This window comes from Sphingomonas mollis (assembly GCF_016427505.1).
GTDB classification, from domain to species: domain Bacteria; phylum Pseudomonadota; class Alphaproteobacteria; order Sphingomonadales; family Sphingomonadaceae; genus Sphingomonas; species Sphingomonas mollis.
In genome coordinates, this window is the sequence record NZ_JAELXS010000005.1 from 284899 (window position 1) to 311716 (window position 26818).

General features: G+C 67.8%; 29 protein-coding genes. 18 read left to right on the forward strand and 11 right to left on the reverse strand.

All coding sequences use genetic code 11. The annotated features are described in order from the left end of the window. The first annotated feature begins 16 nt into the window (after nt 1-16). Entirely contained in the window at nt 17-1732 is a 1716-nt protein-coding gene (locus tag JAO74_RS11035; RefSeq protein ID WP_199037839.1) for an acyl-CoA dehydrogenase, read from the forward strand. A gap of 57 nt (nt 1733-1789) precedes the next feature. Then, a complete protein-coding gene (locus JAO74_RS11040) occupies nt 1790-2611 on the forward strand; it encodes an arylamine N-acetyltransferase family protein (RefSeq protein WP_199037841.1) in 822 nt (273 codons plus the stop codon). Here JAO74_RS11040 and JAO74_RS11045 read toward each other — a convergent pair. Together JAO74_RS11045 and JAO74_RS11050 are read right to left on the reverse strand one after the other, a co-directional pair. Further along, nucleotides 2608-2964, reverse strand: a complete 357-nt coding sequence (locus JAO74_RS11045) for a GntR family transcriptional regulator (RefSeq protein WP_199037843.1) — start codon at nt 2962-2964, stop codon at nt 2608-2610. The genes JAO74_RS11040 and JAO74_RS11045 overlap by 4 nt on opposite strands. A gap of 35 nt (nt 2965-2999) precedes the next feature. After that, on the reverse strand, nt 3000-3572 hold the full coding sequence (locus JAO74_RS11050) for a nitroreductase family protein (RefSeq protein ID WP_199037845.1): 573 nt from the start codon (nt 3570-3572) through the stop codon (nt 3000-3002). Nucleotides 3573-3662: 90 nt separating this feature from the next. Here JAO74_RS11050 and JAO74_RS11055 point away from each other — a divergent pair, with 90 nt between their 5' ends. Beyond that, the gene (locus tag JAO74_RS11055; protein ID WP_199037847.1) at nt 3663-5261 is read left to right on the forward strand and encodes a peptide MFS transporter; all 1599 of its coding nucleotides are present in this window, start codon (nt 3663-3665) and stop codon (nt 5259-5261) included. Nucleotides 5262-5476: 215 nt separating this feature from the next. On the opposite strand, the gene JAO74_RS11060 is transcribed toward JAO74_RS11055, so the two are convergent. Beyond that, entirely contained in the window at nt 5477-6469 is a 993-nt protein-coding gene (locus JAO74_RS11060; protein WP_199037849.1) for an aldo/keto reductase, read from the reverse strand. Continuing rightward, nucleotides 6444-7721, reverse strand: coding sequence for a dicarboxylate/amino acid:cation symporter (locus JAO74_RS11065; RefSeq protein WP_199037851.1), 1278 nt, complete (start codon nt 7719-7721; stop codon nt 6444-6446). The genes JAO74_RS11060 and JAO74_RS11065 overlap by 26 nt, the downstream gene beginning before the upstream one ends. A 67-nt stretch (nt 7722-7788) precedes the next feature. Here JAO74_RS11065 and glmM point away from each other — a divergent pair, with 67 nt between their 5' ends. The 8 genes from glmM (at nt 7789) to JAO74_RS11105 (ending at nt 14849) form a co-directional block, all read left to right on the forward strand. Further along, entirely contained in the window at nt 7789-9126 is a 1338-nt protein-coding gene (gene glmM / locus JAO74_RS11070; RefSeq protein ID WP_199037853.1) for a phosphoglucosamine mutase, read from the forward strand. Further along, a complete protein-coding gene (locus tag JAO74_RS11075) occupies nt 9126-9326 on the forward strand; it encodes a DUF1272 domain-containing protein (RefSeq protein WP_199037855.1) in 201 nt (66 codons plus the stop codon). Before glmM ends, JAO74_RS11075 begins: the two co-directional genes overlap by 1 nt. Then, entirely contained in the window at nt 9323-10144 is an 822-nt protein-coding gene (gene thiD, locus JAO74_RS11080; RefSeq protein ID WP_199037857.1) for a bifunctional hydroxymethylpyrimidine kinase/phosphomethylpyrimidine kinase, read from the forward strand. The genes JAO74_RS11075 and thiD overlap by 4 nt, the downstream gene beginning before the upstream one ends. A gap of 82 nt (nt 10145-10226) precedes the next feature. Continuing rightward, nucleotides 10227-10835 carry a ribonuclease HII gene (locus JAO74_RS11085; protein ID WP_199037859.1) on the forward strand — a complete coding sequence of 203 codons (609 nt, stop codon included), beginning with the start codon at nt 10227-10229 and terminating at the stop codon, nt 10833-10835. Nucleotides 10836-11074: 239 nt separating this feature from the next. Continuing rightward, nucleotides 11075-12169 carry a site-specific DNA-methyltransferase gene (locus tag JAO74_RS11090; RefSeq protein ID WP_269845941.1) on the forward strand — a complete coding sequence of 365 codons (1095 nt, stop codon included), beginning with the start codon at nt 11075-11077 and terminating at the stop codon, nt 12167-12169. Then, nucleotides 12166-13218 (forward strand): dihydropteroate synthase, encoded by a 1053-nt coding sequence (folP, locus tag JAO74_RS11095; RefSeq protein WP_199037989.1) that lies wholly within the window; start codon nt 12166-12168, stop codon nt 13216-13218. Before JAO74_RS11090 ends, folP begins: the two co-directional genes overlap by 4 nt. Nucleotides 13219-13267: 49 nt before the next feature. Then, nucleotides 13268-14152 (forward strand): bestrophin family protein, encoded by an 885-nt coding sequence (locus JAO74_RS11100; protein WP_199037861.1) that lies wholly within the window; start codon nt 13268-13270, stop codon nt 14150-14152. Between the two features lie 40 nt (nt 14153-14192). After that, nucleotides 14193-14849: an MBL fold metallo-hydrolase gene (locus tag JAO74_RS11105; RefSeq protein ID WP_199037863.1), complete on the forward strand. Its 657-nt coding sequence runs from the start codon at nt 14193-14195 to the stop codon at nt 14847-14849. Between the two features lie 263 nt (nt 14850-15112). On the opposite strand, the gene JAO74_RS11110 is transcribed toward JAO74_RS11105, so the two are convergent. Continuing rightward, nucleotides 15113-16750 (reverse strand): M28 family peptidase, encoded by a 1638-nt coding sequence (locus JAO74_RS11110; RefSeq protein ID WP_199037864.1) that lies wholly within the window; start codon nt 16748-16750, stop codon nt 15113-15115. Between the two features lie 173 nt (nt 16751-16923). Between JAO74_RS11110 and rpmF the strand changes: the two genes are divergently transcribed. The 5 genes from rpmF to JAO74_RS11135 all read left to right on the forward strand — a co-directional run bounded on the left by rpmF (nt 16924) and on the right by JAO74_RS11135 (nt 19988). Then, a complete protein-coding gene (gene rpmF, locus JAO74_RS11115) occupies nt 16924-17103 on the forward strand; it encodes a 50S ribosomal protein L32 (protein ID WP_056523654.1) in 180 nt (59 codons plus the stop codon). A 24-nt stretch (nt 17104-17127) separates the two neighbouring features. Continuing rightward, nucleotides 17128-18186, forward strand: coding sequence for a phosphate acyltransferase PlsX (gene plsX, locus JAO74_RS11120; protein ID WP_199037865.1), 1059 nt, complete (start codon nt 17128-17130; stop codon nt 18184-18186). Further along, nucleotides 18183-19151, forward strand: coding sequence for a beta-ketoacyl-ACP synthase III (locus JAO74_RS11125; RefSeq protein WP_199037866.1), 969 nt, complete (start codon nt 18183-18185; stop codon nt 19149-19151). Before plsX ends, JAO74_RS11125 begins: the two co-directional genes overlap by 4 nt. Nucleotides 19152-19269: 118 nt before the next feature. After that, complete coding sequence (locus tag JAO74_RS11130) at nt 19270-19578, forward strand: integration host factor subunit alpha (RefSeq protein WP_199037867.1); 309 nt, start codon at nt 19270-19272, stop codon at nt 19576-19578. 5 nt (nt 19579-19583) lie between these two features. Then, nucleotides 19584-19988: a MerR family transcriptional regulator gene (locus JAO74_RS11135; protein ID WP_199037868.1), complete on the forward strand. Its 405-nt coding sequence runs from the start codon at nt 19584-19586 to the stop codon at nt 19986-19988. A 378-nt stretch (nt 19989-20366) separates the two neighbouring features. Here the strand turns inward: JAO74_RS11135 and mtnP are convergent, their stop codons facing one another. The 5 genes from mtnP to JAO74_RS11160 all read right to left on the reverse strand — a co-directional run bounded on the left by mtnP (nt 20367) and on the right by JAO74_RS11160 (nt 23760). Continuing rightward, entirely contained in the window at nt 20367-21236 is an 870-nt protein-coding gene (gene mtnP, locus JAO74_RS11140; protein ID WP_199037871.1) for an S-methyl-5'-thioadenosine phosphorylase, read from the reverse strand. 33 nt (nt 21237-21269) lie between these two features. After that, a complete protein-coding gene (locus tag JAO74_RS11145; RefSeq protein ID WP_332908789.1) occupies nt 21270-21905 on the reverse strand; it encodes a glutathione S-transferase in 636 nt (211 codons plus the stop codon). Nucleotides 21906-21915: 10 nt separating this feature from the next. Further along, on the reverse strand, nt 21916-22296 hold the full coding sequence (locus JAO74_RS11150; RefSeq protein WP_199037875.1) for a reverse transcriptase-like protein: 381 nt from the start codon (nt 22294-22296) through the stop codon (nt 21916-21918). Next, complete coding sequence (locus JAO74_RS11155) at nt 22293-22784, reverse strand: hypothetical protein (RefSeq protein ID WP_233150891.1); 492 nt, start codon at nt 22782-22784, stop codon at nt 22293-22295. Before JAO74_RS11155 ends, JAO74_RS11150 begins: the two co-directional genes overlap by 4 nt. 82 nt (nt 22785-22866) lie before the next feature. After that, nucleotides 22867-23760: a LysR family transcriptional regulator gene (locus tag JAO74_RS11160; RefSeq protein ID WP_199037877.1), complete on the reverse strand. Its 894-nt coding sequence runs from the start codon at nt 23758-23760 to the stop codon at nt 22867-22869. A gap of 92 nt (nt 23761-23852) precedes the next feature. Here JAO74_RS11160 and JAO74_RS11165 point away from each other — a divergent pair, with 92 nt between their 5' ends. After that, nucleotides 23853-24254 carry a (R)-mandelonitrile lyase gene (locus JAO74_RS11165; RefSeq protein WP_199037878.1) on the forward strand — a complete coding sequence of 134 codons (402 nt, stop codon included), beginning with the start codon at nt 23853-23855 and terminating at the stop codon, nt 24252-24254. Nucleotides 24255-24414: 160 nt separating this feature from the next. Next, a complete protein-coding gene (locus tag JAO74_RS11170) occupies nt 24415-24993 on the forward strand; it encodes a RibD family protein (protein WP_332908790.1) in 579 nt (192 codons plus the stop codon). 46 nt (nt 24994-25039) lie between these two features. Here JAO74_RS11170 and JAO74_RS11175 read toward each other — a convergent pair whose 3' ends face one another. Beyond that, entirely contained in the window at nt 25040-26788 is a 1749-nt protein-coding gene (locus JAO74_RS11175; protein WP_199037880.1) for a flotillin family protein, read from the reverse strand. Nucleotides 26789-26818 lie beyond the last annotated feature (30 nt).

The window sequence follows — 26818 nt, forward strand, 5'->3', positions numbered from 1 at the left end:
AAATCCGGAGAGAACCTTGCCCTTCACACCCCCCGTCGCCGAGCAGCGATTCGTGCTGACGCATGTCGTCGGTTTGCCCGATCTGGCCGCCACCGACCGCTTCGCCGCCGCCAGCAAAGATGTGGTCGATGCGGTGCTGGAAGGGGTCGGCCAGTTCGCCACCGGCGAATGGGCACCGCTCGCCCGCATCGGCGATACCGTGGGCGCGAAATGGACGCCGGAGGGCGTGCGGATGCCGGAGGGCTACGCCCGGGCGTATCGCGATTATGTCGACAATGGCTGGGGGACGATCGGAGCGCCAGAGGCATGGGGCGGACAGGGTCTGCCCTTCGCGCTCCAGACTGCGGTGCTCGACACGCTGGGCGGCGCGAACATGGGCTTCGCGCTGTGCCCGACGCTGACGGTCGGCGCGATCGAGGCATTGCTGCACCACGGCTCGCCCGAACAACAGGCGGCGTATCTGCCGCATCTGTCGACCGGCGCATGGACGGGGACGATGAACCTGACCGAACCGCAGGCGGGCAGCGATGTCGGTGCGCTCCGCGCCACCGCCACCCCGCGCGGCGACGGGACGTGGAGCGTGCGCGGCACGAAGATCTACATTTCGTTCGGCGATCACGACATGGCCGACAACATCGTCCACCTCGTCCTCGCCCGCACACCCGATGCGCCGGCGGGGACGCGCGGCATCTCGTTGTTCCTCGTGCCGAAATACCGGCTCGATCCAGAGGGCAGGCCCGGCGATTTCAACGACGTCACCGTCGTATCGATCGAACACAAGATGGGCCTCCACGCCTCGCCCACCTGCGTCCTGTCGTTCGGCGATACCGGCGATTGCGTCGGCGAGCTGATCGGGCTGGAACATGGCGGCATGCGCGCGATGTTCACGATGATGAACAACGCCCGCCTGAACGTCGGTTTGCAGGGCGTGCAGGTAGCCGAGGGCGCGACGCAGGCCGCCGTCGCCTATGCGCTCGACCGGGTGCAATCGGCGCGGGCGGGCGGCACCAGCCGCGATCCGGTGCGGATCATCGAGCATCCCGACGTGCGACGGATGCTGCTGCGGATGAAGGCACAGACGCAGGCCGCCCGCGCGCTGGTCTATTATGCCGCCGGGCAGGTCGATCGCGCCAATCTGGGCGATGCGGAGGCGAAGGACCGGCTCGAACTCGTCACGCCGCTGGCCAAGGCGCACGGTACCGACATCGGCAACGAGGTCGCAAGCCTCGGCATTCAGGTGCATGGCGGCATGGGCTATGTCGAGGAAACGGGGGCCGCGCAGTTCTTTCGCGATGCCCGCATCACGCCGATATATGAGGGGACAAACGGCATCCAGGCCGCCGATCTGGTCGGGCGCAAGCTGGGTCTGGGCGGCGGATCGGCGTTTGCGACGCTGATCGCCGATATGCGGGCGGAGGCGAAGGCGCCCGAACTGGTCACGCTGGTGGATGCGTGCGAAGCGGTCGGCGGACATCTGGCACGGGCGGGGCAGGATGACCGGCTGGCGGGCAGCTATCCGTTCCTGACGATGCTGTCCGTTGCCGCCTGTGGCTGGCTGATGGAGCGGCAGGGTCGCGCGGCGACGGGCGACGACGATTTCGCGGCGATGAAGCGGACGAGCGTGCGCTTCTATCTGGAACAGATCGTGCCGGAGGCACTGGGCCTGCGCGCGGCGGCGATGGCGAGTGCGGCAGTGCTGTACGCGGTGCCGGCGGAGGCGTTTGCGGCCTGATTTTCCCGTCGAAGGGCGACCTTCACCAATCTGCCCTGCCACATTAAAGACCGCCGCATGTTCGACCTAAACTCCTACCTCACCCGTATCGACATGCCCGCCCGGCCGACGCTCGACGCAGCCGGGCTGGGCCGGCTGCAACGCGCGCACCGGCTGGCGATTCCGTTCGAGAATCTCGACGTCATCCTTGGCCGCGGCATCGCGATCGACAGCGACAGCGTGTTCGCCAAGCTGGTGACGGACCGGCGCGGCGGATATTGTTTCGAGCATAACCGGCTGTTCGGCGATGCGCTGGGCGAACTGGGGTTCGATCATCGCCCGTTGCTGGCGCGGGTCTGGTTGGGCGGTGGCGATGCGGTGCCGCCGCTGACGCACACATTCAGCCTCGTTGAGATCGATGGCCAGCCATGGATCGCCGATCCGGGCTTCGGCGGCAGCTATGCGCCCGTCATGCCGCTGGTCGAGGGTGCGGAAGCCGAGGCACCCGATGGTGCCCGGTTCCGTTTGATCCGGTCGGACCCGCATGGCTGGATGCTGGAACGGCATGGCCCGGCGTCCACCACCGACGGGCGCGGCACCGGCGACGGCTGGCAGCCGCAATACAGCTTTACCGAGACGACGGTGTTCGACGCCGATCTGGCGATGGGCAATTTGTGGTCGTCGACCGCGCCGTCCAGCCGTTTCCGCCAGTTGCGCGTCGTCAGCATCATCCTGCCGCACGGCTTTGCCACGCTGACCGATGCGAATTACCGCCGCCATGCCGCCGGCAGCGACACCGCCGCGACGATCACCGATCCCCGCGTCTATCGCATGCGGCTCGGCCTGATGTTCGGGATCGCGCTCAGCGTCGAGGAGGTCGCGGCGCTCGGGCTGTTCTAGGCGCGCTCGCGCTCCAGCAATTCGTCCCAGTCTAGGCCGAGGAGGTTCACCGCCTCGACGATGCGCGGCCAGTGGAGGCGGTGGAACGTCTCGCGTTCGGCATTCAGTAGTTTTTCGGCCGCGCCCGGCAATACGAACATGCCGACGCCGCGCCGCACCTCGACATAGCCGTCGTCTTGGAAACTCTGATACGCCTTGGCGACGGTCAGCGGGTTCGCGCCATGTTCGGCGGCGAAGGCGCGGACGGAGGGCAACTGGTCGCCGGCCCGGTACGCGCCGCGCAGGATACCCGTCGCGATCTCACCGCGCAGGCGGAGATAAACGGGGCTGTCCTCGTTGCTTAGCGCTGTCATGCCGGGATAATACAGTAATGGCCGGTCTTGTCGACTCACCAGTGCGATACGATCCGGCCAAGTTCGGGACGCGGCCGTTCGTCGAGCGGACGGCCGGGCGTGCCGATGAACACGAAACCGACGATGCGTTCCGGCGCGGCGCCGAACGCATCGCGCACCGTATCGCTGTACGATGGCCACCCCGTGAGCCAGCCGCCGGCGAAACCCAGCGCATTGGCGGCGTGCAACAGGTTCATGCAGGCCGCGCCCGCCGACATCTCCTGCTCCCATACCGGGATCGGGCTGTTCGGCCTGGGTGAGGACAGCACCACCACCAGCGCCGGGGCCTGATGTGCGAACTGGTCCATTCCCGCGATCTCCGCCGCCGAGGCGGTCGGCTTTTCGGCCAGATAGGCGTCGGTAATCAGCGTCGCCAACGCATCGCGGCGATCGTCGGCCACCACGACGAAGCGCCACGGCGCCAGCTTGCCGTGATCGGGCGTCCGCGCCGCGATCGCCAGCATTTCCATCAGCGTCTCGGCGTCCGGCCCCGGCGCGACCAGATCGCGCGGCTTGCCGGAGCGGCGGGTGGCGAGGAAGGCGGCGGGCGAGGAATGGTCGTTCAGCATCGCTGCGCCACGTAGGCATCCCCGCCCGTATTTACACCCGCCCCGATGCCGCTAGGGTCGCACCCAAAGCCTTGGAGAGTTGAAAAGAATATGGCGACAGTGATGCAGGGCGGCGGGGTGCCGCCGCATGCGAAGACGTTTCTGGGGCATCCTCGTGGCCTGTACCTGCTGTTCTTCGCCGAGATGTGGGAGCGTTTCTCCTATTACGGCATGCGCGCCATTCTGGTGTTCTATCTCACCAAGCATTTCCTGTTCACCGAGCAGCCCGCCTATGCGGTGTACGGCGCCTATACGTCGATGGTGTACATCACGCCGATCCTGGGCGGGTGGCTGGCGGACCGGTATCTGGGGGCGCGCAAGGCGGTGCTGGCGGGCGGTGTGCTCATCACCACCGGCCATCTGCTGATCGCGCTGGTCGAGGGGCCGGTGGGCGCGCGCGGCACGGCGATGGAGGGATTCTATGCCGGCCTCGCCTTCATCATCGTCGGTACCGGGTTCCTGAAGGCCAATATCTCGGTGCTGGTCGGGCAGCTTTACCCCCGCGACGACATCCGCCGCGACGGTGCGTTCTCGATCTTCTACATGGGCATCAACACCGGCGCCTTTGCCGGGCCGATCATCGTCGGCGTGCTGGGCGAGACGGTGGGCTGGAACTGGGGCTTCGGCGCGGCGGGCATCGGCATGGCGCTGGGGCTGGTGGCGTTCGTGCTGTTCAAACCGGCGCTGCACGGCGTCGGTGCGCCGCCATCGGCCGAGCGGCTGAGCGGACGCGGGCCGATCGGCCTGTCACGGGAATGGACGATCTATCTGGCGGCGCTGGGCGGCGTGGCCGCGTCGTGGTGGCTGGTGCGCAATCAGGGCGTGGTCGGCACCGCGCTGATCGTCGCGGCCATCGGCACGATCGGATACATCCTGTGGACCGCCGTCGTCCGCCTGCCGCGCGAGGACCGCGACCGCATCTTCGCGGCGATGTTCCTGATCGCGCTGTGCCCGTTGTTCTGGGCGCTGTTCGAACAGACCGGATCGTCGCTGAACGTCTATACCGACCAGCAGGTCGACCGCACGATCCTGGGCTGGACGATCCCGGCGACGGTGTTCCAGTCGGTCAATCCGTTCTTCATCATCACGCTGGCGCCGCTGTTCGGCGCGTTGTGGATCAAGCTGGCGCGGCGCGGATTGGAGCCGAGTGCGCCGCTGAAGTTCGGGCTTGGCCTGATCCTGGTCGGGGCGGGTTTCTTCGTCCTGACGTGGGGCGCACCGGCCGAGGGGCTGACGCCGGCGATCTTCGTCATCCTGCTCTACATGCTGCATTCGATCGGCGAGCTGTGCTTCTCGCCCGTCGGTCTGTCGTCGATGACGCGGCTGTCGGTGCCGCAGATGACCGGGCTGATGATGGGGACGTGGTTCCTGTCGACGGCGGCGGGGAATTTCCTGGCCGGGCTGATCGCGCAGGCGACCGGTGGCGAGGGCGCCGGGCCGGCGCAGGTGCTGGAGGTCTATGGCCGGATCGGCTGGTTCGCGATCGGCATCGGCGTGGTCGTGCTGTTGCTGGCGCGGCCGGTGACGAAGCTGATGCACCTCGATACGCTGGGCAAGAGCGTGGATCATGGGCTGGCCGGCGATAGCGCGCTGGCGGAGCCGGCCGCCGCGGGGGTCGATACGCGGGGTGAGCAGGCGCCGCGGCGGTAACGCGGCCACCCTCACCCTTCCGGCGCTTTGCGCCCCAAATCCCTCTCCCGGTGGGAGAGGGTTTTTGTCGCGGAAAGTCCCGAAAGTCACACCTGCGCACGCGCGGGCGTGGGCGCGTGAGGGTGGATGAACTGAACGGACGGTGAGAAAAAGCGGTGTCGCATCCTGATACCGGGATGCGGCGGTGTAGGACATACACCGCCGTCCTGGCCCGATCAGATGCGCGTCATCGCCATCGCCTTTTCACCATAGCGCGGCCCCGCCGTGCCACCGCGCGGGGCGGCGGCGTCCAGCTTCGCCAGATCGTCGGCGGACAGCGTCACGTCGGCGGCCTTCATGCTGTCTTCCAGCGTGACGCGGCGTTTCGATCCGGGGATCGGCACGATGTCGTCGCCTTGCGCCAGCAACCACGCCAGCGCGATCTGTGCCGGGCTGGCGCCATGGGCGGCGGCGATCGTCTTCACCACGCCAACCATTTCCATGTTCCGGGCGAAGTTCTCCGCGGAATAGCGCGGATCGTTGCGGCGGTAATCGCCCTCGGGCAAATCGTCGCGGCTGGTGATCTGGCCGGTCAGGAAGCCGCGGCCGAGCGGGCTGTAGGGGACGAAGCCGATGCCGAGGTCGCGGCACGCCGGCAGGATCGCCTCCTCCACATCGCGCTCCCACAGCGAATATTCGCTCTGCAAGGCGGCGATCGGGTGCGTGGCGGCGGCGCGGCGGATCGTCTCGACGCCGGCTTCGGACAGGCCCAGATGGCGGACCTTGCCCTCTGCCACCAGTTCGCCCATCGCGCCGACCGTATCCTCGATCGGCACGTTCGGATCGACGCGGTGCTGGTAGAACAGGTCGATCGTCTCGACGCCCAGCCGCTTCAGCGCTCCCTCGCACGCGCGCCGGACATTGGCGGGGGTGCTGTCGACGCCGGTCATGCCGTTCTCGTCGTAGCGAAAGCCGAATTTCGTCGCGATGACGACGCCGTCGCGCTTGCCGCGGATCGCGCGGCCGAGCAGTTCCTCGTTGACCAGCGGGCCATAGATTTCGGCGGTGTCGAACAGCGTGACGCCCAATTCGATCGCGCGGTGGAGCGTGGCGATGCTCTCATCGGCGTTGGCCTCGCCATACATGCCCTTGCCGATCCCGGCCATCGGCATGCAGCCGAGGCCGAGGGCGGATACTTCGAAATCAGGGCCGAGGGTGCGGTATTTCATGCGGAATCTCCTGCGCGCCGCCCTCCTGTGCGCCGGAGCGGGCCGCGACGGAGAGGGTAACGGCGGTGTCCATCGTCACGTTCCCGACGGTGCGGAACAGGTCGGGCACGGTTTCGACCGCGATCAACAGCCCCAGCGCCTCGATCGGCACGCCCATCGCGATGGCGACCGGCGCGACCGAGGCGATGAAGCTGATCGTGCCCGGCAGGCTGATCGACCCCATCGTCGTGATCGCCGCGGTCGCGATGCCCGCCGCCATCTGACCGGGGCCGAGATGCACGCCCATCAGATGCCCGACATAGAGCGCGACCGACAGGTTCATCGCCGGGCTGGTCGCGCGAAAGACCGCGACCGACAGCGGCAGGACGATCCCGGCGGTGGCGGGCGAGGCGCCGAGATCGGTCGACGCCCTCAGCATGGCGGGCAGCGAGGCGAGGGAGGATTGCGTGCTGATCGCCACCGCCTGGGCCGGCGCCACCGCGCGGGCGAAGCGCGACAGCCGCACCCGCCCGCCGATCGCCGCGACCGGATAGGCTGCGAGCAGCACGATGACGCCGATCGCCGAGACGCAGACGATGTAATGCGCCAGCGCCCCGAACACCGCCGTCCCCGTCCGCGCGCCGACGGTATAGGCGAGCGCGAAGATGCCGATCGGCGCCAGTTTCAGCACCCAGCCGATCAGCACCAGCAGCGCATCGACCACCGCTTTGAAGAACCCGGTCAGCAGGTCGCGCTGCGCCGATGGCAACCGGTTGATCGCGAAGGCGAAGGCCAGCGAGAATATGGTCAGTGGCAGGAACGCGTCGCCCGCCGCCGCCGCGACCACGTTGGTCGGCACGATCGTGTCGAAGAACGCGCCGATCCCCGGCACCGTCCCGACCGGCGGCGCATCCGTCAGCGCCGCGCGCAACGCCTGCGCCAGTGCCGGCGGCAACGGCCACAGATCGATGATGACCGGCATGACGAACGCCGCCATGATCGTGGTGCTCCACAGGATGACGACGATCATCGCCAGCGCGCGCGCGGTGATGCGCCCGGCGCGGGCCGCCTCCGCCGTCGCGCCGATGCCGGTAATCAGCAGGCCGACGATCAGCGGCACGATCACCATCTGCAAGCCGTGCAGCCAGGCGGTGCCGATCGGCTGCGTCACCGCCGTCGCCGCGATCGCCTGTTCCGGCGCCAGCGCGGCGGCGAGGATGCCGATCACGATGCCGGCGATCAGGGCCGATAATATTCTGCTCGTTTGCGACATGCTCGCCCTTCGCGTTCGGGCGCGCTATCAGCGCCGACGACCGATAGTCGGACGGGAAAGCGGGCAAATGGCAAGGAAATATTTCGGCACCGACGGAATTCGCGGCGCCACCAACACCGGCGCGATGACCGCGGCGATGGCGATGAAGGTCGGCATGGCGGCCGGCGCATACTTCCTGCGCGGCAGTCACAAGCACCGGGTGGTGATCGGCAAGGACACGCGCCTGTCCGGCTATATGCTGGAATCGGCGCTGGTCGCGGGCTTCACCGCGGTTGGCATGGACGTGGTGATGACCGGGCCGCTGCCCACCCCCGCCATCGCAATGCTGACCCAGTCGATGCGCGCCGATATCGGCGTGATGATCTCCGCCAGCCACAATCCGTATGCCGACAACGGCATCAAGCTGTTCGGACCGGACGGGTACAAGCTGTCCGACGAGGCGGAGGAAGCGATCGAGGCGCTGATCGACAGCGACGTGCCCCTCGCCCCGTCCGACCATATCGGCCGTGCGCGCCGGGTGGACGATGCCGCCGGCCGGTACATCCACTTCGCCAAGTCGACTTTCCCCGAAAACCTGCGCCTCGACGGGATGCGCGTGGTGATCGATTGCGCGAACGGTGCGGCGTACAAGGTCGCGCCTGCCGCGCTGTGGGAACTGGGCGCGGACATCATCCCGATCGGCGTGACGCCCAACGGCACCAACATCAACGACGGCGTCGGATCGACCTCGCCCGATACGCTCGCCGAGACGGTGGTGGCGTCGGGTGCGGATATCGGCATCGCGCTGGACGGCGATGCCGACCGGCTGATCGTGGTCGACGAGCGTGGCCGGGTGGTCGATGGCGACCAGTTGATGGCGACGATCGCCGCTGCCTGGGCGCGGCGCGGCAAGCTGGCCGGCGGTGGTCTGGTCGCCACGGTCATGTCCAATCTGGGGCTGGAGCGGCATCTGTCGGCGCAGGGGCTGGGCCTCGTCCGCACCAAGGTGGGCGACCGGTATGTGCTGGAGGCGATGCGATCGCGCGGGTTCAACGTCGGTGGCGAACAGTCCGGGCATATCATCCTGTCCGATTACGGCACCACCGGCGACGGGCTGGTCGCGGCGTTGCAGATCCTGGCCGAGGTGAAGCGCGCGGGTGCGCCGGCCAGCGAGGTGCTGCACCGCTTCGATCCCCTGCCCCAATTGCTGAAGAACGTCCGCTTCGCCGGCGGCAAGCCGCTCGACAGCGACGCGGTGAAGGCGACGATCGCCGGGGCGGAGGCCGAACTGCTCGGCCGCGGTCGCCTCGTCATCCGTGCGTCGGGCACCGAGCCGGTGATCCGGGTGATGGCGGAGGGCGACGATGCCGGACAGGTCGAACGGCTGGTCGATCGCATCTGCGACGCCGTGCGGGCTGCCGCCTGATGCTGGCGATGAAACCCGATTGCGAGCGGTGCGGCACCGACCTGCCCGCGCCTGCGCCCGGCGCGTTCATCTGCTCGTTCGAATGCACCTTTTGCGCGGAATGCGCGGACGAGCTGGACGAGCGCTGTCCGAATTGCCGCGGCGAGCTGGTCGATCGGCCGACGCGGGCCAAGGCGGCGACGCCGCCGGCTACCGCATGACGATCGCCCGCGTCCTGATCGTCGCCGGATCGGATTCGGGCGGCGGCGCCGGTATCCAGGCGGATATCAAGACGGTGACGATGCTGGGCGGCCATGCGATGACCGCCATCACCGCGATCACCGCGCAGAATACGCTGGGCGTGCAGGCGGTGCATCCGGTGCCGACCGACATGGTCGCGGCCCAGATGCGATCGGTGATCGACGATCTGGGCGTCGATGCGGTGAAGATCGGGATGATCGGATCGGCGGAGACAGCGCAGGCGGTGGCGGCGGTGCTGGAGGGGCTGTCGGTGCCGGTCGTGTTCGATCCGGTGATGATCTCAACCAGCGGCGCGACGCTGGCCGACGAGGCGACGGTTGCCGCCTTTGCGCGGCTGATGCGGATCGCCGCGGTGGTGACGCCGAACCTTCCCGAACTGACGGCGCTGGGTGGCGAGGTGGCGGTGCTGGCGCATGGTTGTGCGGTGGTCGTGAAGGGGGGGCATGGCGAGGGCGAAACCGTGACCGACCGGCTGATCGACCGGGGTGGCGAGATCGCGCGCTGGAGCAACCCGCGCATCGATACCCGCCACAGCCATGGCACCGGGTGCACGCTGGCCAGCGGCATCGCGGAGGGATTGGCGCGGGGACTGTCTCCGACGGACGCCACTGGCCGGGCGATCGGCTATGTTCGTGCCGCGCTTGCAGTCGCACCGGGGATCGGCGGCGGGCATGGACCGATGGGTCATGCGCTGGGGATCGATCCTTACAGAATCATCTCCGCCAAACCATCAGCCTCCCCGGCGGAGGCCGGGGTCCAGTTGGGTGAACGGTTGTGATGACTTACTGCGGCCTTCCCAACTGGCCCCCGTCCTCCGCCGGGGAGGCGATTTTACTGGATATCACCCGGAAAATGCCGACATGCCCGGCCTGAAGCACGAAAAGCTCTGCCTCGGCCCGGTCGTCGGCGTGGACGAGGCGGGGCGTGGGCCGTTGGCGGGGCCGGTGGTGGCCGCCGCCGTGATCCTGCCGCCCAAAGGCGTGCCGCGCGGGATCGATGATTCGAAGAAGCTGTCGGCCAGCGAGCGGGAGCGGTTGTGCGGGCGCCTGAAAGGCTGCGCGATCGTTGGAATCGGCATCGTCGAGGCGGACGAGATCGATCGGCTCAACATCTATTGGGCGACGATGAAGGCGATGACGCTGGCGGTCGATGCCGTGGCCGACCTGCTGGGCGCGGTGCCGGGACATGTGCTGGTCGATGGCAACCGCCTGCCGCGCTGGGGTTATGCCGCGACGCCGCTGGTGGGGGGCGATGCCAAGAGCCTGTCGATCGCCGCCGCTTCGATCGTCGCCAAGCATACGCGCGACCAGATGATGATCGCGCATGCCGCCACCTATCCGCATTACAACTGGCATTCCAACAAGGGGTATGGCTGCGCGAAGCATCTGGCGGCGCTGCGCGATCATGGCCCGACGCCGCTGCACCGGTACAGCTTCGCGCCGGTCGCGCAGACGGTTCTGCCGCTTTGATGCGCCTTTGAGTCTTTAGAGTCACACCCGCAAGCGCTGGGGCGTCGGTGGACGGCGATGCGCAAGATGTTGGTGCCGGGTCGGCCCTTCATCCATGGTTCATGGCCGGGCGGCAGATGTCGTTAACAATCATCGCTTGACGACATCGGCCGCATCGCCACCATGAGGCACGACGAAGGGGACGGACATTGGGGGCAATTGCTACGATCGCGCGGCCACGCGCCAGGGCGAAGGAGTCGCTGGCGGTGGAACCGTCGGGGCCGCTGCCGCTCGACCGCATCCTGATGGGCGACTGCATCGCGCATATGCGGTCGCTGCCGGCCAAATCGGTCGACATGGTCTTCGCCGATCCGCCCTATAACCTGCAACTGGGCGGCGAGCTGTTCCGGCCGGACGGCAGCCATGTCGATGCCGTCACCGACGAATGGGACAAGTTCGACACCTTCGCCGCCTATGACGCGTTCACCCGCGCGTGGCTGGCCGAGGCGCACCGTATCCTGAAGGATGACGGCACGATCTGGGTGATCGGCAGCTATCACAACATCTTCCGCGTCGGCGTGGCGGTGCAGGATCTGGGATTCTGGATCCTGAACGACATCGTGTGGCGAAAAGCCAATCCGATGCCCAATTTCCGCGGCACCCGCTTCACCAACGCGCACGAGACGCTGATCTGGGCATCGAAGGGTGAGAAGGCGAAGTACACCTTCAACTATCGTTCGATGAAGACGCTGAACGACGAGCTTCAGATGCGGTCGGACTGGGAATTCCCGATCTGCGGCGGGCAGGAACGTTTGAAAAAGGACGGGACGAAGGTCCACCCGACCCAGAAGCCCGAGGCGTTGCTGTATCGCATCCTGCTGGCCTGCACGAAACCGGGCGACGTGGTGCTCGATCCGTTCTTCGGCACCGGTACGACGGGCGCGGTGGCCAAGCGGCTGGGCCGGCACTGGATCGGGATCGAGCGCGAGACCGGTTATATCGACGCCGCGCAGGAGCGGATCGCCGCCGCGCTGCCACTCGACGAATCAGCCTTGGCGACGATGCAGAGCCCGCGCCAGCAGCCCAAGGTGTCGTTCGGCACGCTGGTCGAGAACGGATATCTGACTGCCGGCGCGGTCCTGCACGACAGCAAGCGGCGGTTCCGCGTGACAATCCGCGCCGACGGATCGCTGCTCAGCGATTGCGGGGCGATCGGGTCGATCCACAAGCTGGGCGCGACGCTGCAGGGCGCGGCGGCGTGCAATGGCTGGACGTTCTGGCACCACGAGGCGGCGGGCAAGCTGCAGCCGATCGACACGCTGCGCCAGACCTGGCTGCTGGCGACGCAGCCCTGATCGACTGGCTGCGCCCGGTCCGCTTCGTCGACACGCCCGTCGGGCTGGACGACGGCAGCGTCGCGCGGCTGGCGGGCGGGCTGCAATGGTTCGCCGCCTATGAAGTAAGCGAGGACGGCCGGCGGCGGACGTTGCCGATCGACGAGGCGGTGGCGCTGGACGAGCGGGCGGCGCTGCTCCATGCGCGCATCGTCGCGAGCCGGCCGGCGCTGACGATCGGGGCGCGGACGCTCAAGTTCGATCAGCCGCAGGTGGCGGGCATATTGAACGTGACGCCGGACAGTTTTTCCGATGGCGGCCGGCATGTCGACGATCCCGAGCACGCGGCGGCGGCGGGGGTGGCGATGCTGGCGGCGGGTGCGGCGCTGGTCGATCTGGGCGGCGAATCGACGCGGCCGGGGGCGGCGGCGGTGTGGGAGGGCGACGAGATCGCCCGCACGGTGCCGGTGATCGAGCGGCTGGCGGGCAGCGGTGCGCTGGTGTCGATCGATACGCGGAAAGCCGCGGTGATGGAGGCGGCGCTGGCGGCGGGGGCGGGCATGGTCAACGACGTGTCGGCCCTGTTGTGGGACGACCGCGCGCTGGACGTGGTGGCGCGGGCCGGATGTCCGGTCATTCTGATGCATTCGCCCGACCCGGCCAAGGGCGGGCACGGCCGGGTCGCCTATGCCGATGTCGTGGGCGAGGTATTCGGCTGGCTGGAGGCGCGGATCGCGGCGGTCGTGGCGGCGGGGGTGGCGCGGGACCGGATCGTCGTCGATCCCGGCATCGGCTTCGGCAAGTCGCTGGGTGACAATCTCGCGCTCATCAACGGGCTGGCGGCGTTCCATGGCCTTGGCTGCCCGATCATGCTGGGCGCCAGTCGCAAGCGGATGATCGGCGCGCTGGCGGACGAGGCACCGGTCGACCGGCGGCTGGGCGGCAGCATCGCGCTGGCGCTGAAGGGGATCGAGGCGGGCGTGCAGCTGCTACGCGTCCACGACGTCGCGGAGACGGTGCAGGCGGTGAAAATCTGGCGGGGATGTCGCGATCGCGCTCTGGTCGGCTGAACCTGATCGCGGTTAAGGCGTTCGCACCCGCAACAAAGGGATTTGACTGTTGATCGTTGCCGCCACCCCCCGCCTCAGCCGGATCGTGTCCGAAGTCTGGAAGCCGCTCGTCATCCTGTTCGTGTGGGATGTTGTCGTGACGGTCGCGTATTTCGTCCTGCCGTTCAAGGCGCCGACGCTGCCGCTGCCGCTGTTCGGCACCGCGCTCGCCCTGTTCCTCGGGTTCCGCGACAATTCCGCCTATGAACGCTGGTGGGAGGGTCGAACCCTGTGGGGGGCGATGATCAACGCATCGCGCAGCCTGTCGCGCGCGGCGCGCAATTTCCTGCCCGATCCGGAGGCGCATGATCTGAAACGGACGATCGTGCTGCGCCAGATCGCGTATGTGAACGCGCTGCGGTGCCAGTTGCGCAGGCAGGATCGCGATGGCGAGGTGCTGCGCTTCCTGTCGCAGGGTGAGGCGGAGCCGGCGCTGGCGCGCGCCAATGCGGCCAATGGCCTGCTCGACGGCACCGGCCGCCGCATCGCCGACGCGCAGCGCAGGGGCTGGATCGACACCATCCAGCAGACGCAGATGGAGGCCGTGCTGGTCGATATCGCCAATGCGCAGGGCGGGATGGAGCGGCTGAAGAACACGCCGCTGCCCAACCAGTACCGGTTCTTCCCGACGCTGTTCACGCATCTGTTCTGCATCTTGTTGCCGATCGGACTGGTCGAATCGCTGGGCTTCGCGACGCCGCTGGGATCGACGATCGCGGGGCTGATGTTTCTGGCGGTGCTGCAGATCGGTGACGATCTGGTCGATCCGTTCGCCAACACCGTGCACGACGTGCCGTTGTCAGCGATGTGCCGCACGATCGAGATCGACCTGCTCCAGTCGATCGGTGACGAGGCACCCGCCCCGATCACGGCCGACAAGGGTGTGTTGTGGTGACGGCGTTGACCGCCATCCCCGCTTTGCGCATGCAGGTGGCATGACCGCCTCCCCTCCCCTACGCGCCGTGATCGTGCCGGTGACGCCGCTGCAACAGAATTGCACGCTCCTGTGGTGCACCGCGACGATGAAGGCGGCGGTGATCGATCCGGGCGGCGACCTGCCCCGCATCCACGCCGCCATCGCCGAGGCGGGAGTGACGGTCGAGAAGATCCTGCTGACGCATGGCCATATCGACCATGCCGGCGAGGCGAAGCCGCTGGCCGACGCGCTGGGCGTGCCGATAGAGGGGCCGCATGAGGCCGATCGCTTCTGGCTGGCGCGGCTGGACGAGGATGGCCGTAACTATGGTATCCGCGGCGTGGTGTTCGAGCCCGATCGCTGGCTGGACGATGGCGAGACGGTGACGATCGGCGACCTGACGCTGGACGTGTACCTGACGCCGGGTCACACGCCGGGCCATGTGATCTTCCACCACGCCCCGTCGCAGTTCGCGCAGGTCGGTGACGTGCTGTTTCAGGGATCGATCGGGCGGACCGACTTTCCGCTAGGCAGCTTCGACGATCTGGTGACGTCGGTGACGCAGAAGCTGTGGCCGCTGGGCGATGTGACGTTCATTCCGGGGCATGGCCAGCCGAGCACCTTCGCGCATGAGCGGCGGACTAATCCGTTCGTGGGGGATGCGGTGCTGGGGTGAGGCGGGCTAGAGCGGACCTGATACAGACTCGTCCGTCATTGCGAGCGGAGCGAAGCAACCCAGGGCGTGACGCGCTGCTCTGGGTTGCTTCGCTCCGCTCGCAATGACGGGTCAAACCAACGCCATCTTACTCGACCCGACCATCGCGTTGTTGGTGGACAGGCCCTCCCCCGACCCAGTTTCAGGTAAACGATGCCCCGCATCGTTTAGGTCATGCCGGGGGCATGACCGACCTGAAACTCGCAAGCGGGAGGGGAGTTTTTTTACCGCCGCTCCGCGGCCGTCTTCGCGCGGATCGCCTTGAATTCCGAGGTGTCGCGCCATTCCGGCCACATCGTGCCGTTCGCCAGCGTCGCGCCGATCGAGCGGAGCAGGTCGACATCCGCCGCCGCGCCGCGCAGGTCCCAGTCGGCGCTCCACGCGTCACAGGCCTGGTGATAGCAGCGCATATAGCCATCAAGCCATGCCTGTCCCGCCGTGCGCCCGCCGGTGACGAGATCGGGCGCGCCGCTGATCGCCATCAGGAGCAGTGTCGGCACGCCGCGGCGCGCGACCGAGAAATGGTCGGCGCGATAGAACAGGCCGCGTTCGGGCAGCGCCTCGGGCGTCACGGTGCGCCCCTGTGCGGTGGCGGCGGTGGCGAGCATGTCCTCCAGCGCGTTCTGGCCGTCGCCGACCAGCATCACGTCGCGGGCGGGGCCGGCGGTCTGGAGGATGTCGAGCGTCAGGTTCGCGACCGTCTTCGCGGCCGGATAGATGGGATCGGCGGCATAGGTTTCGGAGCCGAGCAACCCGCGCTCCTCGCCCGTCCATAGCGCGAAGACCTGCGTGCGGGGGGTGCGCGGAGCCTTCGCGGCGGCGCGGGCGATGGCGAGGACGCCGGCGGTGCCGAGCGCGTCGTCATTGGCGCCGGGGCGAATGCGGCGGCCCTGCGCGTCCGGTGCGCCCTCACCATAAGCGTCCCAGTGGGCGCCGTACATCACGACCTCGTCGGCGCGGGTCGTCCCGGGCAGTTTCGCCAGTACGTTGCGGCTGGTCGCGCGGGTGAAGGTGACGGGCAGGTCGGCGGCAAAGCCCGCGCCCGCCAGCGGCACGGGGCGGAAATCGGCGCGGCGGGCGGCGACTCGCTGTTGCGCGAGATCGAGGCCGGCGGCGGTGAACATCCGCGTCGCGGCCGCCCCCTCCAGCCAGCCCTGCAGCATCACGCGCGGCGCGGGTGGCTTGGCGACATCGTAATTCTCGCCGGCGGGTGCGGTGACGGTGTTCCAGCCGTAACCGGCGCCCGGCGTGTCGTGGACGATCAGCGCGGCGATCGCGCCGCGACGGGCCGCCTCCTCGAACTTGTAGGTCCAGCGGCCGTAATAGGTCATGCGCCGGTTGCCGAACTTGCCCGCCACCGGCTCGCCCGCCACCGCATCGAAATCGGGATCGTTGACGAGGAAGACGGCGACCTTGCCCTTCAGATCGACACCCTTGAAATCGTCCCAGCCACGCTCCGGCGCACTGACGCCGTAGCCGACGAAAACCATGGGCGCGGCGGCCACCTGGGCGCGGGTGACGGGGCGGACGGTGCTGAGATACACGTCGCGGCCCTGCACCAGCGCGACGCCGTTCGCCGAGACGGTGCCGGTCCCCAGTTGCGTGCGAATCAGCGGTACGTCCTGCGTCCAGCTGCCGGCGCGACCGCCGGGTTGCAGGCCGGCGGCCTTGAATTGCGCGATCAGCCAGTCGATCGTCTTCACCTCGCCCGGCGTACCCGGTGCGCGGCCGCCGAAATCGTCGGAGGCCAGCACCTTCACATCGGCGGAGAGCCGTTCGGGTGAAATTGGATCGGCGGGGGCGGCGGCCCCCAGCAGGAGCGGCAGGGAGAGCAGGCTGGCGATAGCGGCGGGACGGATCATGGACGCTCCTTTGACGAACATCCCGTGCCACTGCGGTCACGTGCTTGCAACATGAGCCGAAATCGCTATAGCGCCACGCTTCGCGATGCGTCCGGAATGTACGCGCGGCCTTTTGGGCCGGGCAGCATTTCGCGTCCCATCCTTCAACCGATTCAAGACGATAAGGTGCCGCAATGGCCGTCCCCAAAAGAAAGACTTCGCCCTCCAAGCGCGGCATGCGTCGCGGTCACGATTCGCTGACCGTCGCGGCATTCCAGGAGTGTCCGAACTGTGGTGAGCTGAAGCGTCCGCACATCCTGTGCACGTCGTGCGGCCATTACAACGGCCGTGAGGTCGTGTCGGTCGAGGCGTAAGCCACACCGAACGGACATACGCTGATGACGGACCAGCCCTGCATCGCCATCGACGCGATGGGCGGTGATGAAGGGCTGGCAGTGATGCTCGCCGGGGTCGCGCGTGCGCGGCGCCGGTACGAGGATCAGTTCTCGATGCATTTCCTGCTGGTCGGTGACGAGCAGGCGATCCGCGCAGGGCTGGCGAATCATCCCAACCTCAGCGCGCATTCCGAGATCGTTCATGCCCCCGAAGTCGTCGGGTCGAGCGAAAAGCCCGGCCAGGCGATGCGTCGCGCCAAGACGACATCGATGGGTATCGCGATCGACCTGGTCAAAAAGGGTCGCGCGCATGCCGCCGTGTCGTCGGGCAACACCGGCGCGCTGATGGCGATGGCGAAGCTGTCGCTGCGGATGCTGCCGGGCATCGACCGGCCGGCGCTGGCCGCGCCGCTGCCGACGCTGGGCGACAATGACGTCGTGATGCTCGACCTCGGCGCCAATACCGAGTGCGATGCGCGCAACCTCGTACAGTTCGCAGTGATGGGCGCCGCCTATGCGCGCACCACGCTCGATCTGGAGCGGCCGCGCGTGGCGTTGCTGAACATCGGGTCCGAGGATCAGAAGGGCACCGAAGAGATCCGCGCGGCGGCCAGCGAGTTGCGCGCGGCGACGCACCTGCCGCTGGCGTTCACCGGCTTCGTCGAGGGCGACAAGCTGGCACGCGGCAATCATGACGTGATCGTGTGCGACGGCTTTGCCGGCAACATCGCGCTGAAGACCGCCGAGGGGACGGCGCGATTCGTCGCCGACCTGTTGAAGCGCGCCTTCACCAGCTCGACCCGGTCGAAGATCGGCTTCCTGATCTCCCGCCCGGCGACGCAGTTGCTGCGCGATCATCTCGACCCCAACAATCACAATGGCGCGGTCTTTCTGGGCCTGAAGGGCATCGTCGTGAAGAGCCATGGCAGCGCCAATGAACTGGGCGTGGCGACCGCGATCGGCAATGCGGCCAAGATGGTGCGCAACGACCTGACGCGCCGGATCGCCGAGGATCTGGGGCTGGATCACCAGCCGACCATCGTCGAAAAGGCCGTCCTATGATCCGCGCGGTGGTGACGGGTACCGGCTCGGCTCTTCCGGTGCGGCGGGTGTCGAACGCCGAACTGGCGGAACAGGTCGATACCAGCGACGAATGGATCGTCGAGCGCACCGGCATCCGCTTCCGCCATCTCGCCGGCCCGGACGAGACGACCGCGACGCTGGCGCGCGATGCGTCGATCGCGGCGATCGCGGCGGCCGGGTTGCAGGCGGACCAGATCGACTTGATCGTGCTGGCGACCGCCACCCCGGACCAGACTTTTCCCGCCACCGCCACCAAGGTGCAGGCGATGCTGGGCATCGACGACTGCGTCGCGTTCGACGTGGCGGCGGTGTGTTCTGGCTTCCTCTATGCGGTGCAGGTCGCCGATGCGATGATCCGGGGCGGCGTGTACCGGCGCGCGCTGGTGATCGGCGCGGAGACATTCAGCCGACTGCTCGATTGGGAGGACCGCACCACCTGCGTCCTGTTCGGCGACGGCGCCGGCGCGATCGTGCTGGAGGCGCAGGAGAGCGCCGAGGCGGACGGACGCGGCATCCTGGCGACGAAGCTGCACGCGGACGGGCGGCACAACGGCCTGCTCTATGTCGATGGCGGCGTGTCAACGACGGGCACGGTCGGCAAGCTGCGGATGAAGGGGCGCGAGGTGTTTCGCCACGCGGTCACCAATCTGGCGGCGGTGATGACCGAATCGCTGGCGATCGCCGGGATCGAATCGGCCGATGTCGACTGGGTCGTGCCGCATCAGGCGAATGCCCGCATCCTGGATGCGACCGCGCGCAAGCTGGGGCTGGACCCGGACCGCGTGGTGGTGACGGTGGACCAGCATGCCAACACATCGGCGGCATCGGTGCCGCTGGCGCTGGATACCGCCGTCCGTGATGGCCGCGTGAAGCAGAACGATATCGTCGTGCTGGAAGCGATGGGCGGTGGCTTCACCTGGGGCGCGGCCGTCATTCGTTTCTGAACGCGACGAAACCGGCGCTTTCCGGGATGATTTCGGCTACGAAACGACAATCACTCGCAAACCCCTCTTTCGATCGGGGGGCGGCTTGTGTAGGCTCTCCGCCCCAAGGGGATATGACATGACTGATGCCGGAACGCTGACCCGCGCCGACCTTGCCGAAGCACTTCATCGCGAAGTGGGGCTGAGCCGCGCCGAATCGTCCAAGATCGTCGAACAGATCCTGGTCGAGATGTGCGAGGCCCTGTCGAAGGGCGAGAACGTCAAGATCTCCGGCTTCGGCACCTTCGTCCTGCGCGACAAGGGCGAGCGGATCGGCCGCAATCCCAAGACCGGCGTCGAGGTGCCGATCGCGCCCCGCCGCGTGCTGACCTTCCGCGCCAGTCAGATGATGCGCGACCGCATCGTCGCGGCCGAGGCGACCGGCTGATCGCCGTGACGACGCCGACGCCGAAGGCGAACGGAGCCTTGCGGACGATCGGCGAACTGTCCGCCGAAACCGGCCTGCCGCATCATGTGCTGCGATATTGGGAAACGCGCTTTCCCTCGCTCAAGCCCATGCAGCGCGCCGGCAACCGGCGCTATTACCGGCCCGAGGATGCCGTGCTGGTGCGCCGGATCGACCGGCTGCTGAACCACGAAGGCTATACGATCCGTGGCGTGCAGAAACTGCTCGCTGCCGAGACGGGGCCGGCGGTGGCGGTGGATGCGCCGGTCGAAACGGATGACGCGGGCGATGCCGAGGCGATCAGTGAGATCGAGGCGGCGCTGAAGGCGATCCGCGCGATGCTCGCCGAGGCGCTGGCGGCGGATGAACCTCGTGGCGAGAGCGTGATATAGGTCCGGTCGTCATGGCGAGCGAAGCGCCGCGATCTTTGAAGTTGCGTTCGATCAATATCGGTCACCCTCACCCTTCCCACCCGGCTACGCCGGGCGGGCCCCTTCCCCCTCCCATCGGGAGAGGGAGAGACGCCGAAGGCGGCGATGGGTGAGGGGGAGCAGACGTGATCGAGAACAGCTCTGGAGCAAATTGCGTGAAATCGGATCTATCCCCTGACCGTTCAGCCTGAGCGAAGTCGAAGGCCACCTATCCGCAAGGTGCTTCGACTTCGCTCAGCACGAACGGGTCGGATCAAGCGCTCGATGCTCTGGCCACGACCAGGACGCTCTGGATTGCCGCGTCGCTTCGGTCCTCGCAATGAAGACAGGGTCCAACGATCAGGGGCGGAGCACCCGCCCGGCCACCGCATCCAGTTTCGCCGCCAATACCGGGTCGCGCGCCGATGACGGCGTGATGATCGCATGGTCGAGCACCCGGTCGAGCGGCGATGCGGTGCGGCCGGCCGGCAGGGCGCGGGCGAAGGTTTCGATCAGGCGGCGGGCGATCGTACCGTTCACCGTCATCTGTTCGATCACCTCGGCGACCTCCACGAAACCGGCTTCCTCGCGCCAGCAGTCGTAATCGGTGACCATGCCGACCAGCGCATAGGGCAGTTCCGCCTCGCGGGCGAGCCGCGCCTCGGGCATCGCGGTCATGCCGATGACGTCGGCACCCCATTGCCGGTACATCATGCTTTCGGCGCGGGTGGAGAATTGCGGCCCCTCCATCGCCAGATAGGTCGCGTCCTTTGCCATCGTGCCGCCGGCCGCCTTGATCGCCTCCGCCGCGAAGGCCGACAGGCGCGGACAGACCGGTTCGGCCATCGAGACATGCGCGACCAGCCCGGTGCCGAAGAAGCTGGCGGGACGGCCGACGGTGCGATCGATGAACTGATCGACGACGACGAAGCGGCCGGGCTCCAGTTCCTCGCGCAACGAGCCGATCGACGAGACGGCGAGCAGGTCGGTACACCCTGCCCGCTTCAACGCATCGATATTGGCGCGGGCGTTGACCTCCGACGGCGGGATGCGATGACCGCGGCCGTGGCGCGGCAGGAAGCGGAGGTGGACGTCGCCGATCCGGCCGAACAATATCTGGTCCGATGGCGCGCCCCACGGCGTCTCGACATCACGCCACGCCGCATCCTCCAGCGCGTCGATCGCATAGAGCCCTGATCCGCCGATGATCCCGATCGTCCAGTCCGTCATGTGATACCGTTCCCGCCAGCTGATCCGCCACGGCTATAACGAGGGATCGGCCGACGGCCACAGCGTGACGGGATCATCCGGCCGCCACGGGGCAAGTCGTTCCATCGCCCGGCCGAACAGCGGCGAGGCGAGATGATCGGCGAGCCATTGCCGAACCTGCGGGATGGGCTGCGCATCGAACCAGTCCGGATCGACCGCCGCGAACTGGCGGACGAACGGCATGATCGCCATGTCGGCCAGCGACCGCGTCGGGCCGCACAGGTTAGCGACGGTCGACAGGCGCTTCTCCAGCACGGTCAGCAGCGCGAGACCGGCGGCGCGATGGTCGAGGGGGTCGGCGCCGTGGCGATCGGCATATTTGTAGCGGTCGAGGTGATGTTTGAACCGGTCGTCGAACAGGTCGATCAGCGCCATGTCATCGCCGGCCAGCCAGCGTTCGGGATCGCTGCGTTCCAGCGACCAGCGCATGATATCGATGCTCTGGTCGATCACCCGGCCATCGGCACACTGCAGGACGGGCACGGTCGCCTTGGGCGAGATCGCGATCATCGCCGCCGGCTTGTGCCGCAACGTCACCTCACGGATCGCGAACGGCACCTCGCCGACCAGCAGGGCGAGGCGAGCGCGCATGGCATAGGGGCATCGCCGGAAGCTGTAGAGCGTGTCGATCGGCCGCGACCTATCGCGGATGGCGGCGGGACAGGGCGATCCCGGCGAGGTTTTGCGCCCGCTTGACATAGCGGATCGGCGGCGAGCCGAGCGCGGCGGTCAGATCGCGCACGGCGGTGAGATGCGGCAGGCAGGCCCCCCGCGCCTTCAGGACGCCGTTCGCGCGATCGATCACCGCGACCGCATCGCCGAGCAGGACGACGTTCGTCTCGCCGAGCGTCCGGACGAGACGGAGCGCCTGCAGCAGCGCGAGCCACTCCGCCGTCATGCTGGTCCCCTCCCCCAGATCGGGCTGGATGTGCGCCTGCCCCCGGACAACGACGGCGGTTTCCATTCCGCCGCCGCCGGGCCGGTAGCCGCCATCGAAATAGATCTTCAGCCGCGCCGTCATGCCGGTTCTCCGTCCGCGCCGTCGTCGGCGAGGATGGCGGCCACATCCTCGGTCGAGATGCCGAATGCGCCGGCGAGGCCGGAAACCGACGCGCCACGCCGGGCGAGTTCGCGGACGCGGCCGGTATCGACGACGGTCTGGTAATGGCGCGTATCGCGTTCGCGCTGCACCTCGCCCGTGCGGGCCAGGGCGCCGGATCGGCGGCGTTTGGGTCGTTCCTCCTGCGCGGCGGCCTGTTCGGTGCGATCGGCGCTTCGTGCCTCGATCCGGCCGGCTTCCTCCAGCCGACGCTGTTCGCGCGCCTGTTCGCGGTCGCGGGCGGCCTGCTCGCGTTCCGATGCGCGCCGGTCGCTGCGGTCCTGCGTGGCGTCCAGCCGTTCGCGGGCGCGGCGTTCTCGTTCTTCGGCGCGCAGTCGGGCGCGTTCCGCCGACGCGCCGTCGATGGGTAGCGACAGGCGCACCGGTGGCTTGTCCCATCCATTGCTCATGCGCGGTCGGCCCTGTCGATCATCGCCGTCTCCATAACGATGGCGGGCGAGATCGCCAGACCGGCGACCGGGGCCGAATACATCACGGCCGGTAGCGCAGGGCATCGACCAGCAGCGCGAACGCCGCCGATGGCTGGCGACGGCTGGGATAATAGAGGTGATAGCCGGGAAAGGACGGCGACCAATCCTCCAGCACCCGGACCAGCCGACCATCCGCCAGCGGTTCGGCGACCGAGCTTTCCATCAGGAAGGCGAGGCCCAGACCGGCGGTCGCGGCGCGCACGATCGACCTTGTGTCGTTGCAGATGATCTGCCCGTCGACCCGCACGCGTATCTCGCGACCGTCCTTCTCCAGTTCCCAGGCATACAGGCCGCCCGAACTCATCATGCGCAGGTTGATGCAGTTGTGCCGGGCCAGATCCTGCGGCGTCACGGGGGCGGGATGGCGCGCGAAATAATCGGGCGAACCGATCACCGCCATGCGCAGGTCCGGGCCGATCCGGGTCGCGATCATGTCCTTGGCCAGCGCCTCGCCCAGCCGCACACCGGCATCGAACCGATCGGTGACGATGTCGGCGAAGCTGGAATCGATGCCCAGCTCGACATGGATATCCGGATAATCCGGCAGGAAGCGTTCCAGCACCGGCCACAGCACCGTCGTGGCGGCATGATCGGAGGTGGTGAGCCGGATGGTGCCGCCGGGCTTGTCGCGCAGATCGCCCAGCGAGGCCAGTTCGCCATCGATCATGTCCATCGCCGGCTCCAGCGTGGCGAGCAACCGCTCCCCCGCCGCCGTCGCCGACACGCTGCGCGTAGTGCGGGTCAGCAACCGGACGCCGAGCCGCGTCTCCAGCCGGCGCAGGGTATGGCTGAGCGCCGATTGCGAGGTGCCGAGTTTCGCCGCCGCGCGGGTGAAGCTCTTTTCGGCGGCGACCGCCATAAAGGCGTTCAGGTCGACCAGATCATCGCGTTTCATCGATGAAGCCTAGTCATCAGTCCATGCAACTTCCAACGCCTAATCGCGCTCTATCGTCCAACCCACATGCCGGACGACGACAGGAGACGATCATGGACATCATGCGCAGCGGGTCACGGCCATCGGGCAAGGGACCGGCGGACTATTTCACCGGCACCGTCCGTACCGACGCGCCGTTTGCCGGCAGCGGCAATCTGAGCGGGACGACCGTCACGTTCGAACCCGGCGCCCGGACGGCATGGCACACCCATCCGCTGGGCCAGACGATCATCATCACCTTCGGACTGGGCCGTGTGCAGCGCGAGGGCGGCGCGATCGAGGAAGTGCGGCCGGGCGATATCGTGTTCTTCGCGCCGGGCGAGAAGCACTGGCACGGCGCCGGCCCGGACAATGCGATGAGTCACATCGCGATCGCCGAGATGAAAGACGGCAAGGTGGTCGACTGGCTGGAACACGTATCCGACGCCGATTATGCCGGCGAGGTACGGTCATGAAGCCGCAGGTCATCTGCCTGATGCTGTCGTCGATGCTTCGATACGGGCCTTCGACAAGCTCAGTCCCTACTCAGCACGAACGGTTCTACTCAATGTCATCACGCTCTAGACGGCCAGCCCGGACGGCACCCGTCAGGACTGGACCGCGCTGTACGAGCGTATCCATGACGAACTGGACGGCGATGCGTGGCTGGTTGGGCGAGTGACGATGGCCGAGATGACGAAGGCGACCGCGCATCCGCCGGCATCGGTGACGGACGTGGCGCGACCGGTGCATGTCGCGACGCGCGCCGACAGCTACGCGGTTGCGCTCGATCCGTCGGGCAAGCTGCATTTCGATGGCGGCACGCTGGGCGACGATCACGTCGTCGTGCTGCTGGGACGGGATGTGCCGGACGATCATCTGGCGGAACTGGCGAACGACGGCGTGTCCTATGTCGTCGCGACAGCGGCGACGATCGACATCGCCGCGATGCTCCATGTGCTGGGCGATGCCTTCGGGATACGTCGATTGTTGCTGGAGGGCGGCGCCGGCATCAACGGATCGCTGCTGGCGGCGGGCGTGGTGGACGAGATGCACGTGCTGCTCGCACCGGCGATCGACGGCGGCACCGATACGCCGTCGATCATCGCGAACGGGACGGAGGGACTGGCGGGCAAGGTGCGCCTGCGCTTCCGGTCGGCGACACCGGTCGACCACGGCGTCGTCCACCTGCGATACGCGGTGGAGCCGGCCTGACGATCGGGATGGGGCTCATCCCGATCCAGGTCGGCGATCGGTTGCGTCAGTTTCCGGGCGCGTGGTCGCCGCCGCCATTGACCAGCCGGGACGGGCTCGGCGGGGGTGTCTCCACGTCGGCGGCCTTGTCGATCGCGGCGCCCGTCGTGCCGCTGCCGGCGAGCATGCCGTTGAGCGAACCGCCGGTCATGCCGAGTTCGGCCATCAATCCGTCGATCAGCGGCCCGCCGACCCGGTAACGCATCGCCGCCGCGACCGCCGCGTCGGCCAGATTACCCTGACCACCGCTGCCGGTCTCGCCGCCGGACGCATCGCCGTGCAGGCCGCGGGCGTCGAGGATGCTGATCCGGTCGATATTCTCCATCGGCTTGCTCGCCGCGGCGATGATCGCGGGCAGTGCCTCCAGCATCGCGCGGCGCACGAGCAGTTCGGTCTGGGCGTCGCTCAGGATGTTGGTCGCTTCGTTGATCGACGCCTGACCGGCGGCATCGACCCTGAACGCGGCCTCGCGACCTTCGGCGCGGGCCTTTTCGGCGTCGGCCTGCGCGGTGGCTTCGGTGCGCAGTGCACTGGCGCGCGCCTCGGCGGCTTCCTTTTCGGCGGAGGCGGCGACGGTGATGCCGACCGCTTCCTCCTGCGCGCGCTGGGTGGCGGCGATGACCGCGACGTTCTTGTTGCGGTTGGCGATCTCGGTCGCCTTGGCGGTGGCGACGCTTTCCTCGGCGCGGACGGCCAGTGCGCGCGCCTCGTTGGCGGCGGCGGTGGCGGTCGATTCCTCCTCGGACTTTTGCGCGGTCTGCACTGCCGTGGTGATGCGCGCGATCTCGATCGTCCGGTCGCGCTCGATCGTCGCGGTCTGGATCGCGCCGTCGCGGGCGATGGTGGCGGTCCTGACGATCTTGTCCGCCTCGGTCTGGGCGACGGTCTGCGCCTGCATCGCGGTGATGCGGGCGATCTCGGCAAGGCGGGTCTGTTCGGCCTCCGCCGTGGCGATCGCGGTGGCCTGTTCGGCGCGCCGCGCCGCCAGCGTCTGCTCCTGCAACAGGCGGGCCTGTTCGGCGGCCTGCGCGATCTCCAGCGACTGGTTGTTCGCGTCCAGATTGCGCTGTTCGATCTCGACGCGGTTGGTCGCGACGATGTCGTTCCTGATCTTCTTTCGCTCCTCGATCGTGCGGGTCAGCACGGTCAGCCCCTCGGCATCGAAGGCGTTGTTCTCGTTGAAATGTTCGAACGCGGTCTGGTCGAAATGGGTGATGCTGACCGACTCCAGCTGGAAGCCGTTCATGTCCAGATCGGTCATCAGCGCCTCCTGCACCTTCTGGATGAAATCGGCGCGGTTGGCGTGGAGATGCTCCATCGTCATCGTCGCGGCGACCGATCGCAGCGCGGATACCAGCTTGCCGTCGAGCAGCGACTTCACCGCATCGGGACTGTTGACCGAATCGCCCAGCGTCTGCGCGGCGGCGGCGATCGATTCCGCGTCGGGCTTCACCTTGATATGGAACAGGCCGACGACATCGACGCGCAATTTGTCCAGCGTGATGAGCGCGTCCTTGTTCAGGCGCGACACCTCCAGCTTCACCGTCGTCAGGCGCACCTGCATCAGTTCGTGCAGCACCGGGATCACCATGATGCCGCCGTTCAGCACCACCTTCTCTCCCCCGAAGCCGGTGCGGATCAGCGCCACGTCCTTGGTCGCGCGGCGATACAGGCGGGTCAGGATGATGCCGATGACGACCAGCGCGAGCAGCACGATGCCTGCGTAGATCAGGATGTTAAGAAACGATGCAGGCATGAAACCCCCTCCGGTTGATGCGCGTGTATA